The organism is Cutibacterium sp. KBN10P07758, from assembly GCF_050286205.1.
Lineage (GTDB): Bacteria > Actinomycetota > Actinomycetes > Propionibacteriales > Propionibacteriaceae > Cutibacterium > Cutibacterium acnes.
In genome coordinates this window covers 1,487,309-1,499,637 of sequence record NZ_JBNNQV010000001.1, presented here as the reverse complement: position 1 = coordinate 1,499,637, position 12,329 = coordinate 1,487,309, and the positions used below count along the sequence as shown (strand labels likewise).

The following is a 12,329-nucleotide window of genomic DNA, read 5'->3' as shown; positions in this document are numbered from 1 at the left end:
AGCGCGTTTGATAAGGAGATCACAACATGAAGCAGGGAATCCATCCCGATTACCGTGAGACGACCGTGGTGTGCACCTGTGGGAACACCTTCACTACCCGCAGCACTTCGCAGTCTGGCACCCTTAATGCTGACGTCTGCTCGAAGTGCCACCCGTTTTATACCGGCAAGCAGAAGATTCTTGACGCTGGTGGCCGCGTTGCCCGGTTCGAGCGCCGCTATGGCAAAAAGAACTGACGTCGTCTACACGTACTGACGTCGTCTATACCTATGACCATGACGCCGGGCTGCGGCTCGGCGTCATGGCTCGTTTCGGGGGTACAACACCCGACCCAGGCAACGCTGGTCAGGAGGGGGCATGAGCGAATCTGCGCAACAGGCGATTGATGAAGTTCGTCGTCGTCTGCGGGAGATCGAGACCCAGTTGGCCGATTCTGCGGTGCTATCAGACCCCTCTGCTATGGGAAGGCTCGGTAAGCGCCATGCACGCCTTCGCCATGTGGTGTCAGTCGCCGACCGCGTCGACCAGCTAAGGGCCGACGTTGAGGCAGCCGAGGATCTCACTGAGGAGGATCCCGCTTTTGGGCTGGAAGCTGAGAGGCTGCGTGGCCAATTGGACCTCGCCAGTACAGAGCTCACCGAGTTACTTGCCCCTTCTGACCCCCTGGATCAGGAAGATGCTTTAGTCGAAATCCACTCTGGCGAGGGTGGAGAAGAATCTGCCCTCTTTGCTGCTGATCTCTTACGGATGTATACCCGGTATGCCGAACGGGTGGGGTGGAGCGTTCGCGAGCTCACCAGCGAACCGACAGATCTGGGAGGATATCGCACGGTCGTGATTGCCGTTGCGGGGGTTCCATCGCGCCCAGCCTATGGCTACCTCAAGCATGAAGGTGGCGTCCACCGCGTGCAGCGGGTGCCAGTGACGGAGTCGTCGGGGCGTATTCATACCTCAGCAGTCGGAGTCCTTGTCATGCCGGATGTCGACGAGACTGAGGTCGATATTGACCCAGCTGAGGTTCGCGTTGACGTGTACCGGTCTTCGGGGCCAGGCGGCCAAGGAGTCAATACCACCGATTCGGCTGTTCGTCTTACCCACTTGCCTACCGGCATCGTCGCCAGCTGCCAAAATGAGCGCAGCCAGTTGCAGAACAAAGCGGAAGCGATGCGGATGTTGCGGGCAAAAGTCGCGGCCTTAGCGGCGCAACAGGCTGCTGATGAAAATGATCGAATGCGTCGAGACCAGGTGCGTACTGTCGATAGATCGGCTCGAGTGCGTACCTATAACTTTCCCGAGAATCGCCTGACAGATCATCGTATTGGGTACAAGTCCAGGAAACTTGACCAGATTCTGGCTGGCGACCTAGGTGATGTTCTAGACGCGCTCCATGCCGATGAGGTGAGGCGTCGGATGGCACAACGGCCCGAAGGTCAAGAATCCTAATGGCAGATCCCAGCCCATCTCTCCTCCTGGCACGAGCCACTCGACAACTGACCACCGCGGGGATTGAGACCCCGGCAGCAGATGCACGCATGTTGCTATGTGAAGCACTGAGAATCCAACCGTCACAACTCATTCGTGTGGCGAGCGTTAATGCTGATGATGAGGATCGTTTCAATCAGATGGTGGATCGGCGGCGAAGCGGGGAACCAGCGCAGTACATCATCGGTCATGCCTGGTTCCGTGGCCTTCGGCTGGAGGTCGGGCCAGGAGTGTTTATACCCCGCTTGGAGACCGAGTTGGTGGCCGAACAGTCCATCCAGGAGGCTCGACGATTGGTGATGTCTGGCGCTTTCCCTAGTGTGATCGATTTGTGCACCGGTACGGGAGCTATTGCTCTTGCGGTGGCTAGTGAAGTCCCGGGTTCCCGGGTCAGCGCCGTCGAAGTGGATGACGCTGCTCTGACGTGGACCCGACGCAATCTGTGCGACTCCGGAGTTGAGGTTCTCGCGGGCGACGCTTTGCGGGTACCTGACGATAGCCGACGGTTCGACGTCGTCGTCACAAATCCGCCGTACTTGCGTCGTAGTGATGCTTCGTCTATCCCTGGGGAAGTCACCGAACACGAGCCTGACCTTGCCTTATTCTCTGGTGACGACGGGCTCGACCTACCGCTGCTCCTCATCGGGCGAGCTGCCGAACTGCTTACGCCGAGCGGCCTGTTCGTCATGGAACACGACGAGACCCAACGTGAGGAGCTCGTCGCTGCGATGGCGACTTCCGATATGTGGGAGCAGATCGAGGACCATGATGATCTGGCAGGTAGGCCGAGGTTCGTCACGGCTCGCCGACGGTGCAAGGATGGATGCCATGGATGAGACTGACCAGACGATGGTCAATACCGACGAGCTGGCCGGGCCGGTCGCAGAAGAGAAGTCGACAGTCAGCGGTATCGAGCCAAGAGGAGACGCAGCGGCTGAAGATTCCGGGATTTCCCCGTTCATCCTTGACGTTGCTAATCCTGATTCCTGTGAAGACGCCCTAGAACAGGCTGCGGACGCTATTGCCGATGGTGAGTGCATCGTGCTACCGACCGACACCGTATACGGTATTGGTGCTGACGCCCTCAACGCTTTAGCAGTACAGCGTCTGCTCAACGCTAAGGAGCGGGGCCGCGATATGCCGCCGCCAGTTCTCGTCAGCGATTCGGTCGCGTTGCCAGCCCTATGCCAGCACATACCGGCGGGGGCAAAGGCTCTTGCCGAGAAGTACTGGCCTGGGGGTCTCACTCTTGTTTTGCGTGCTCAGGAGTCTCTTGGCATGGATTTGGGTGAGACTAACGGCACTCTTGCTGTTCGCGTGCCTGACCAGGACCAGACTCGCGAGTTGCTGCGCATGACTGGGCCGCTTGCCGTCTCTAGTGCGAATAAGTCTGGCCATCCAGCGGCCTTGACTGCGCAGGAAGCTGCCGATCAGTTGGGCGTTGAGGTGGCTGTCTACCTTGATGCCGGTCCAAGTCGGGTGGGGGAGTCTTCGACGATTATTGATTTTGTTTCGACGACGGACGGAAAAGTGGTGCGTCAGGGCGCCCTATCACTGGAGGCTATCCACGAGGTTACCCCTGACGTTATTGGGATGGAACCGCCGGCTATCGACCAAGATTCGTCCGAAAATCATGGTTCTGATGTTGCCCCGACCGAGGCCACATCGACGCAGTCAGAGATCGAGGGCTGACACTCGTCATGCGTGAATACCTCTTGGTGATGCTGACATCGGGTTTGACAACTTATCTGCTGTCTGGCTTGTGTCGGCAGGCTGCCCTCAGGTGGGGAGCTGTCGCCAAAGTGCGTTCACGGGATGTCCATACCGTCCCTATTCCTTACTTTGGCGGGGTGGCCATGCTGGGGGGAGTGGCCTTGGCGTGTCTGCTGGCCCGCAATATGCCTTTCCTGGGCCGCCATCTTCTGGTTGCTGACGACGCGTTGACGATCTGTCTGGCTGGTGTAGTGATCTGCGCTGTGGGTGTCGTCGATGACCTGCTCGACCTTCCTGCCTTGGCCAAGGCAGCTGGCCAGGTATTAGCGGCCGGCATCGTCGTCACGGGCGGAGTGCGAATGTTTTGGATCCCGCTGCCGAACTCCATCATTGCTTTGGGGACGCCTACTTCGATCTTGGTGACGGTGTTCTTCATTGTGTTGTGCGCCAATGCGGTGAATTTCATTGATGGACTTGACGGCCTGGCATCCGGTGTGGTGGCCATCGGGTCCTTGGCTTTCTTCTCATACACCTACCTGCTGGCTCACGAACAGGACTTTGTTGTTGCGACGACTACCAGTCTCATTACGGCTGCGACGGCGGGCGCCTGTCTCGGTTTTTTGCCCCACAACTGGCATCCGGCGAGGATGTTCATGGGTGATTCCGGAGCTCTGCTACTTGGCTTATTGCTAGCTACCTCGACGATCTCGTTGACCGGACAGATCGATTCGACGGCTCTGACAGCACGGGGCGGCGGATTGGTCCCCGCTTACTTGCCAATCGTCGTGCCACTGATGGTGCTGGCCATCCCTTTTCTGGACCTTGTCATGGGCTATGTCCGGAGGACATGGCGAGGGACGTGGTTCTTCGTTGCGGACAAGCAACACCTTCATCACCGCTTATTGCAACGAGGCCACTCTCACATGCGGGCTGTCTTGCTGATGTATCTATGGACCACCGTGCTCACCTTTGGGACGGTGTTTATTGGCCTGGAACAAACATGGTGGGCGATCGTAATCGTGGTAACGGGACTCGGAATGTGCGTACTCCTCACTATGGCGAATTCACATCACCCAGCCGCCCAGGCCTGAGATGACGACATCGTCACGCGTCATGTGTTACCTTTTCATCGAGGATGTCCTCAGCAGGCATACCGCCACTCGATTCATAGCGTCGCGTTGCCGAGTCCAGATGCCCTGCGTATTCACCACGGGAATCTGCGGCCGTGATCACGGGAGGATGATGAGATGGCACGTCTCGCCATGAGTCATGCCCGCGTTGACCGCCGTGCGCCGGTGACATCTCGTGTCGTGTCCCGTGTTTACCGAAGTGGGCTGCTATGGGCTACAATAGTCGGCCTGCTTGTGACCTTAGTGATGACCGTCATCGTTCGACCCCGCGTACCGTCAGCCTTCAGTGGTCTAGCTGGCACCGTCGTGGCGGTGGCGTTTTTGGCGTGCGGCCGTGGCGTTCATCTGCTCAACCGGAGCGGCTCCTGGCTTCTGGCCGTTGGGCTCTTCGTCATCCAAGTTAGTGTTCTGGGCGGCCTTGGGGCTCTGGCATCTGAGTACCGCACTGGGCTTATTCCGCTTCCATGCACATCAGCAATGATCGGGTCCTTGCTGGCCTGGACTGTCGGCGTGGTCCTAGCTGGTTGGCAGCCGCAGCGAATCTATGAAGATCCTGAAGATCACGATCCAGCCAATGCCGAGTGTCGTCAGGCCGATGGCGGTCTTCGATGAGTACTAGTGGGGTTATGGCTGCTAAAGTCAGCATAGACATGAGCACGAACTCAATGAGACGAACGAGTACCAGCTCCGCGCCGTCCAGTGACGGCGACGCTTGGGGTGTTTTGAGCTATGTCCTAGCGGGCATGCTGTTCTATGGTGGCATCGGCTGGCTGCTGTCAAGCCACTTCCATCAAGTGTGGATTTTTGTCGTCGGCATGATCGTCGGCTTTGCGGCGAGCGTTTATCTCATTGTTAAGCGCTACGGGGTCGTGCCCAACCAGAACAACGACCGGGAGGGTCAGTGAGCGGGATCGTGTCTCCTTTGGAGTTTCACACTCCAGGGCTCGAGGACTTCAAGTTCGGCGGGACCTTCGGGGTGGCTTGGATGGACAAGCCGTTCTGGCAAGTGATCATTGCATTCCTTGTTGTCATCGTCTTCTGGGTGTGGATAAGTCGCGGCCTTAAAGTTGTACCAGGCAAGCGTCAGGTCTTTGGCGAGTATTGTTACAACTTCATCCGTAATTCTCTGGCGCGAGACACCATCGGCCACGGATTTGAACCGTGGTTGCCATATCTGGTTGCCCTCTTCAGCTTTATCCTCATCAACAACTGGTTCGGTGAACTATTCGTCTTCATGTTCCCAACTTTTTCCCATGTCGGATACGTTTACGGCTTAGCTATAGTGTCCTGGTTCGTCTACGTCATCGCTGGGTTTAAGACCAAGGGAATTCGCTACCTTAAGGACTCGGTACTGCCGCCCGGCGTGCCCTGGTACCTACGGTGGTTCATCATCCCGCTGGAGTTCTTGTCAAACTTCGTCACCCGCCCACTAACGCTGTCGTTGCGACTGTTTGCCAACATGGTCGCCGGCCACTTGATCATCATGATCTTCGTCGTTGGTGGCGGATTCCTTCTCACTTACCCGTCCAGCATTATTTACAACGTTGCTGGCGGTCTCTCCCTGATCCTCAGCTTCGCGCTCTTTGCGCTGGAGTTGTTTGTGGGCTTTTTGCAGGCTTACGTATTTACCGTGCTGTCGGCTCAGTATGTAGCATCCTCGATGTCCGAGGAACACTGACGACACACCACCTCTAGGACCTCGTCGTCAAACCGACCGGCGACGAAGACAACGCCCCCGGACGGGGCACAAAATCCGGAAGGAAACACCATGGTACCCATGCTCATCGGTGGCTCGCTCAACGTGCTCGGCTATGGCCTGGCCGCCCTCGGCCCGGCTCTTGGCGTGGCGTGGATCTTCGCAGCCGTCATTAATGGCACCGCTCGTCAGCCTGAGGCTCGTCCGGCCATGATGACGACGGCATTCATTGGCTTCGCTGTGGTCGAGGCTCTCGCGCTGTTCGGTTTTATCCTCGCCTTCATCGTTAAGTGAGCCCGGACGTATGAACATCCTCGAGATGGATCTTGGGCCGCTTGCTCCTGAGCATCCCATCGAGATTATCGTCGGAGTCATCCTTGTGTTGCTCCTCACGTGGCTCATCGCCAAGGCGGTTGTTCCCCGTTTCGAGAAGCTTTACGAGGAGCGCACCGAGACGATTCAAGGTGGAATTGAGAGGGCTGAGAGGGCTCAGGCTGAGGCTAAAGCGGCTCTTGAGAAGTACCAGGCTCAGCTGGCCAGCGCGCGCGATGAGGCTGCCCAGATACGTGATGACGCGAAGAGTCAGGGAGCACAGATTATTGCGGAGATGCGTGCCAACGCCCAGGAAGAGGCCGATCGGATCACCGAGCGTGCCAACGCTCAAATCCAGGCCGAGCGCGATCAGGCGGTGCGCGAGGTGCGTGCCGAGATCGGCGGCCTTGCGACCACCCTGGCCAGTCGGATCGTGGGGGAGTCCCTACAAGACGACCAGCGCGTCCAGGCGACCGTCGACCGCTTCCTCTCATCGCTCGCCGACGAGCCCTCGGCGTCTAATTCGCGGACGGTGAATCGGGCATGACGACGGCGGTGGGCGCATCACAGCAGCTAGACGAGGTCGGCGACCGACGTGGTACAGGTACCGAGTTCGCTAATGAGATTTTCGCGGTCGTTGACGTCCTGAATCGTGAATCTGGCTTACGACGGGCAGTATCCGACACAGGTTCTGAGACCAAGGCTCGTCAAGGGCTTATCGACGCGGTTTTCACGTCGAAGGTCTCGCCCGATTGCAAGGAACTCCTGGACGCGACAACCACCTGTAAGTGGCGATCTCCGGCGGCGCTGACTCGCGCTCTGGAGCGGCAAGGGGTTCGTGCTGTGCTGCGTGGAGCCCGGCAAGCTGACCGCTTCGAGGCAGTTGCCGACGAGTTGTTCCACGTGAGCCGACTCGTGCGCGGGCAGGCTGCGCTGCAGGTGGCACTGGGTGATCCCAACCGTTCGGTGGCGGATCGCCAGGAGTTGCTCATGAAGTTGGTGGGAGGCCAAGTGAGCGAGGAAACCCTCGTATTGGCTCGCCGAGCTGTGGTGGCTTCCGACAGCACCTTCGAGCAGGTGATCGACGGGTACTTGCATGTTGCCGCCGAGATGGCTGATCGCAGGCGTGCGATCGTGACGACCGCCAAGGCACTGACCGACGCCCAGCGCGCGGAAATGGTGAAGCAACTAGAACGGATCACCGGCAGCCCGATCGAGTTGTCTGAAGTTGTTGACCCGACGGTGCTCGGGGGTGCGCTCATCAACCTCGGTGACGAGGTCATTGATTCGACGGTGGCCCACCGTTTGGACCAAGCCCGACGAGAACTGGGCTGACATACGTGACCCTCACCTCGGGTGCGGGATGGGGGAGCTTACAAGGAGACGCAATGGCGGAACTGACGATACGTCCGGAGGAGATCCGCGACGCCCTGGACAACTTCGTCCAGAATTACGAGCCGGAGACGGCGGTCCGTGAGGAGGTCGGCACCGTCGTCACATCTGGCGACGGTATCGCCCACGTCGAGGGGCTTCCCTCGGCCATGGCCAACGAGTTGCTGCGCTTCGAGAATGGAACCATGGGCATTGCCCTTAACTTAGAAGAGCGGCAAATCGGTGTGGTCGTGCTCGGCGATTCCGACGGTATTGATGAGGGATCGACTGTTCGTGGCACTGGGGAAGTGCTGTCTGTGCCGGTTGGCGAGGGATATCTCGGTCGCGTCGTGGACGCGATGGGTAACCCAGTTGATGGTCTCGGCGAGATCAAAGGTGTTGAGGGACGTCGTGCCCTCGAGATCCAGGCTGCCGGCGTTATGGACCGTCAGGAAGTTCGTGAGCCGTTGCAGACTGGTCTTAAAGCCATCGACTCGATGATCCCGATTGGTCGTGGTCAGCGTCAGCTCATCATCGGTGACCGCAAGACTGGTAAGACCGCCATTGCGATCGACACCATCATCAACCAGAAGGGCAACTGGGAATCTGGCGATCCTCAGAAGCAGGTTCGCTGCATCTACGTCGCCATTGGACAGAAGGGCTCGACTGTTGCGGAGGTGAAGGGTGCTCTGGAGAAGGCTGGTGCGATGGAGTACACCACCATCGTCCATGCCCCTGCCTCCGATCCTGCTGGCTTTAAGTACATCGCTCCCTACGCCGGTTCGGCCATTGGTCAGCACTGGATGTACCAGGGTAAGCACGTCCTGATCATCTTCGATGACCTGACCAAGCAGGCCGAGGCCTACCGAGCTATGTCGCTGCTGCTGCGTCGTCCTCCGGGCCGTGAAGCTTATCCCGGTGATGTCTTTTACCTACACTCCCGCCTGCTGGAGCGTTGCGCGAAGCTGTCCGACGACTTGGGTGGCGGTTCGATGACCGGTTTGCCGATCATCGAGACCAAGGCCAACGACGTCTCGGCCTTCATTCCGACGAACGTCATCTCTATTACCGATGGTCAGATCTTCCTCCAGTCGGATCTGTTCAACGCCAACCAGCGTCCGGCCGTCGACGTCGGTATCTCGGTTTCGCGAGTCGGTGGTGCTGCCCAGATTAAGGCAATGAAGTCGGTCGCTGGCACCTTGAAGATCTCTTTGGCTCAGTACCGCGATATGCAGGCCTTTGCGATGTTTGCCTCCGATTTGGATGACACGTCCCGTCGCCAGCTGGATCGTGGCGCTCGCCTTATGGAGCTACTCAAGCAGGGCCAATTCTCGCCCTACCCGGTAGAGGAGCAGGTCATTAGCGTGTGGGGTGGCACCACCGGCAAGTTCGACGATGTTCCGGTCGGCGATGTATTGCGGTTCGAGGGTGACGTTCTTGAGTACTTGCGTAGTCACAGCAACGTGCTCACGACGATCCGGGAAACCGGCAAGTTCGACGATGAGGCGAAAGATGCGGCGGCTGCTGCCTTTGAAGAGGTCAAGAAGGGATTCAAGACCTCTGATGGAAAGATGCTGGCTGGTCATGAAGAGTTCTCGCCGATGGCTGATGAGGACATCGACCAGGCCAAGATCGTTCGCGCGAAGAAGGGCTGAGCCGTGGCGTCGAACCTGCGTGAACTGCGGGAGAGGCGGAACTCCGTCGCAACGACGAAGAAGATTACTCGCGCGATGGAGTTGATTGCCTCATCGCGAATTATCAAAGCGCAAAACACCGTTAAAGCAGCGGGCCCGTACTCGCTGGAGCTGACTCGTGCGCTTTCGGCAGTAGCCGCCCATACTCACGAGGAACATCCGCTGACTTCGATGAATCCAGACCCAAAGCGATCTGCCGTGCTGGTTATTACCTCGGATCGTGGCCTGGCTGGCGCCTACTCGTCGAATGTGATCCGGACCGCTGAGGAGTTAACGACCGCCCTCCAGCCGAAACAGGAGATCGCGACGTACCTGTGTGGGCGCAAGGCAGTGCAGTACTTTGAATTCCGAGGACGCAAGGTCGACCATTTGTGGAGCGGCTTTTCTGATTCGCCGAGCTACCGGGATGCTAAGGATATCGCAGACCATCTCATTGAGGATTTTTTGCGACCGACTGAGGAGGGCGGTGTCGATGAGATCCATATGGTTTATACCGAGTTTGAATCGATGCTGACCCAGACCCCGAAGGTGATTCGTCTGCTGCCGTTGGCCGTCGTTGACCCGCAGGACACTCCAGAAGGTCAACTTGCTGAAGGCGATCCTGGCGTTGGAGCTAACGCTGAGGAGATCTTTCACGAGTACCGCTTTGAGCCTAATCCAGTGAGTGTGCTTGATGAGTTGCTACCGCTGTACGTCGCCAACCGCGTCCACTACGCCTTGCTGCAATCGGCTGCCTCGGAATTGGCTAGCCGTCAGCGTGCTATGAAGGCTGCTACCGACAATGCCGAGCAGCTCATCCAGACATTGACCCGGCAGGCCAACCAGGCTCGTCAGGCCGCCATTACCCAGGAAATCACCGAGATCGTGGGTGGCGCCGCTGCCCTTGCAGAGTCTGCCCCACAGGAGTGAGAGAGAACACCATGACTGCGACAACAATTACCCCCGAGACGAAGGACGAGGTGGTCGGCGTTGGGCGAGTCGTCCGCGTTATCGGCCCCGTCGTCGACGTCGAGTTTCCGGCCGGTCAGCTGCCGGAGATTCTCAACGCCCTGCACGTCGATGCTGAGGTGATGGGAGAGACTCATACCATCACCCTCGAGGTGGCCTTGCACATTGGCGAGAATGTCGTGCGAGCCATCTCCCTCAAACCGACTGACGGTATGCGCCGCGGCACTGAGGTGCGCGACACCGGTGCCCCGATTAGCGTGCCAGTGGGTGACGTCACTAAGGGTCACGTCTGGAATGTGACAGGTGACGTTCTTAACGCCGATCCCTCCACAATCGAGGTGACTGAGCGTTGGCCGATCCACCGGGATCCCCCGGCCTTCGATGACCTTGAGCCCGAGACCGAGATGCTGGAGACCGGTATTAAGGTCCTTGACTTGCTGACTCCTTACGTCAAGGGCGGCAAGATTGGCCTCTTTGGCGGCGCTGGTGTGGGTAAGACGGTGCTCATTCAGGAGATGATTTACCGTATCGCCCACAACTTCGGCGGTACCTCGGTTTTCGCCGGTGTCGGTGAACGTACCCGTGAGGGTAACGACCTCATCAACGAGATGGACGAGGCCGGTGTGCTCAAGGACACCGCTCTGGTATTCGGCCAGATGGACGAGCCCCCGGGCACGCGTTTGCGCATCGCTTTGACCGGTTTGACGATGGCTGAGTACTTCCGCGATGTTCAGAACCAGGACGTGCTGTTGTTCATCGACAACATCTTCCGGTTCTCCCAGGCTGGTTCTGAGGTTTCAACCCTGCTAGGTCGTATGCCCTCGGCGGTGGGCTACCAGCCCAACTTGGCCGACGAGATGGGCCAATTGCAGGAGCGAATCACCTCGACCCGTGGCCACTCCATCACCTCGATGCAGGCCGTCTACGTCCCCGCTGACGATTACACCGACCCGGCTCCGGCGACGACCTTCGCCCATCTGGATGCCACCACGGAGCTTTCTCGTGAGATTGCCTCTCGTGGCCTGTACCCGGCTGTGGACCCACTGACGTCGACCTCTCGTATCCTCGACCCGCTGTACGTAGGCCAGGAGCATTACGACACCGCTACTCAGGTCAAACAGATTCTGCAGCGCAACAAGGAGCTTCAGGACATCATCGCTATTCTCGGTGTGGATGAGCTGAGCGAAGAGGACAAGGTCACTGTGGCGAGGGCCCGCCGCATCCAGCAGTTCCTGTCCCAGAACACGTACACTGCCGAGAAATTCACTGGCGTCGCTGGATCGACGGTTCCGATTGCCGACACAGTTGAGGGATTCCAGATGATCTGCCGTGGCGACGTTGACCACATTCCCGAGCAGGCCTTCTTCAACGTTGGCAGCATGGACATGGTGATGGAGAACTGGGACAAGATGAAGAAGGAGGGCTGAGTCCTATGGACCACCCGCCGCTTCAAGTCAAAGTCGTCAGCGCCGATCGTGAGGTGTGGAAGGGGGAGTCGGTCAATATCATTGTTCGGACTACCGAGGGTGATATCGGTCTGCTCCCCGGTCATGAGGCCTTTCTTGCGGCCCTCGCGCCGTGCGCGGCCCAGATCATCACTACGGACGGTAACCGTGAGGTCATCGCTTGCGACGGTGGCTTCGTGGCTCTGGATAATGACGGACAAGTCTCGATCATCACCCAGTACGCCACCCGGTCTGAGGAGATCTCGGTTGACCAGGCGCGGCGTGATCGCGATAGCCTGCGAAAGAAGCTGAACGAGCATGAGCGTTCCGAGCAAGACCCAGAGGTCGTCCAGGACCTTACTCATCGTCTACATCTGGCCCAGGCCCAGATCGCTGCCGCTCGACTAGCCGGAAAGCAACGCTCCTGAGACAACTAGCCGTGGGTCGTTGTAGTGGCCGCTGCAACGACCCACGCTCCTGTCAGCGAGAAGTTAGGCTAGCCTTCGTAGACTGCCAGAAGTGCGCCGAATAGCGTTGG

Annotated in this window: 15 protein-coding genes; all 15 read left to right on the top strand. The window is 58.6% G+C overall.

The genetic code is table 11. From position 1 onward, the window contains the following. The first annotated feature begins 26 nt into the window (after positions 1 to 26). The 15 genes from rpmE (at position 27) to ACOYO3_RS07300 (ending at position 12,219) form a co-directional block, all read left to right on the top strand. Positions 27 to 236, top strand: coding sequence for a 50S ribosomal protein L31 (gene rpmE, locus ACOYO3_RS07370; RefSeq protein ID WP_002513455.1), 210 nt, complete (start codon positions 27 to 29; stop codon positions 234 to 236). A gap of 121 nt (positions 237 to 357) precedes the next feature. Continuing rightward, positions 358 to 1,443: a peptide chain release factor 1 gene (prfA, locus tag ACOYO3_RS07365; RefSeq protein WP_002517757.1), complete on the top strand. Its 1,086-nt coding sequence runs from the start codon at positions 358 to 360 to the stop codon at positions 1,441 to 1,443. After that, positions 1,443 to 2,318: a peptide chain release factor N(5)-glutamine methyltransferase gene (gene prmC / locus ACOYO3_RS07360; protein WP_002524082.1), complete on the top strand. Its 876-nt coding sequence runs from the start codon at positions 1,443 to 1,445 to the stop codon at positions 2,316 to 2,318. The genes prfA and prmC overlap by 1 nt, the downstream gene beginning before the upstream one ends. Further along, positions 2,302 to 3,174: an L-threonylcarbamoyladenylate synthase gene (locus tag ACOYO3_RS07355; protein ID WP_002524926.1), complete on the top strand. Its 873-nt coding sequence runs from the start codon at positions 2,302 to 2,304 to the stop codon at positions 3,172 to 3,174. Before prmC ends, ACOYO3_RS07355 begins: the two co-directional genes overlap by 17 nt. Before the next feature lie 8 nt (positions 3,175 to 3,182). Then, a complete protein-coding gene (locus ACOYO3_RS07350; protein WP_002516839.1) occupies positions 3,183 to 4,286 on the top strand; it encodes an MraY family glycosyltransferase in 1,104 nt (367 codons plus the stop codon). Positions 4,287 to 4,442: 156 nt separating this feature from the next. Next, a complete protein-coding gene (locus ACOYO3_RS07345) occupies positions 4,443 to 4,937 on the top strand; it encodes a hypothetical protein (RefSeq protein WP_002544083.1) in 495 nt (164 codons plus the stop codon). 14 nt (positions 4,938 to 4,951) lie between these two features. Then, entirely contained in the window at positions 4,952 to 5,230 is a 279-nt protein-coding gene (locus ACOYO3_RS07340) for an AtpZ/AtpI family protein (protein ID WP_002518912.1), read from the top strand. Then, positions 5,227 to 6,003 carry a F0F1 ATP synthase subunit A gene (gene atpB / locus ACOYO3_RS07335; RefSeq protein WP_002524927.1) on the top strand — a complete coding sequence of 259 codons (777 nt, stop codon included), beginning with the start codon at positions 5,227 to 5,229 and terminating at the stop codon, positions 6,001 to 6,003. The genes ACOYO3_RS07340 and atpB overlap by 4 nt, the downstream gene beginning before the upstream one ends. 90 nt (positions 6,004 to 6,093) lie before the next feature. After that, positions 6,094 to 6,315, top strand: a complete 222-nt coding sequence (gene atpE / locus ACOYO3_RS07330; RefSeq protein ID WP_002516779.1) for an ATP synthase F0 subunit C — start codon at positions 6,094 to 6,096, stop codon at positions 6,313 to 6,315. Between the two features lie 10 nt (positions 6,316 to 6,325). Beyond that, positions 6,326 to 6,880, top strand: coding sequence for a F0F1 ATP synthase subunit B (locus ACOYO3_RS07325; protein WP_002516771.1), 555 nt, complete (start codon positions 6,326 to 6,328; stop codon positions 6,878 to 6,880). Continuing rightward, positions 6,877 to 7,668, top strand: a complete 792-nt coding sequence (locus ACOYO3_RS07320; RefSeq protein WP_002517837.1) for a F0F1 ATP synthase subunit delta — start codon at positions 6,877 to 6,879, stop codon at positions 7,666 to 7,668. Before ACOYO3_RS07325 ends, ACOYO3_RS07320 begins: the two co-directional genes overlap by 4 nt. 53 nt (positions 7,669 to 7,721) lie before the next feature. Then, the gene (gene atpA / locus ACOYO3_RS07315; RefSeq protein WP_002516787.1) at positions 7,722 to 9,359 is read left to right on the top strand and encodes a F0F1 ATP synthase subunit alpha; all 1,638 of its coding nucleotides are present in this window, start codon (positions 7,722 to 7,724) and stop codon (positions 9,357 to 9,359) included. Between the two features lie 3 nt (positions 9,360 to 9,362). Further along, a complete protein-coding gene (locus tag ACOYO3_RS07310) occupies positions 9,363 to 10,307 on the top strand; it encodes a F0F1 ATP synthase subunit gamma (RefSeq protein WP_002516850.1) in 945 nt (314 codons plus the stop codon). Positions 10,308 to 10,318: 11 nt separating this feature from the next. Next, positions 10,319 to 11,773, top strand: a complete 1,455-nt coding sequence (gene atpD / locus ACOYO3_RS07305; RefSeq protein ID WP_002517950.1) for a F0F1 ATP synthase subunit beta — start codon at positions 10,319 to 10,321, stop codon at positions 11,771 to 11,773. Between the two features lie 5 nt (positions 11,774 to 11,778). After that, positions 11,779 to 12,219: a F0F1 ATP synthase subunit epsilon gene (locus ACOYO3_RS07300; protein ID WP_002516827.1), complete on the top strand. Its 441-nt coding sequence runs from the start codon at positions 11,779 to 11,781 to the stop codon at positions 12,217 to 12,219. The last annotated feature ends 110 nt before the right edge of the window (positions 12,220 to 12,329 follow it).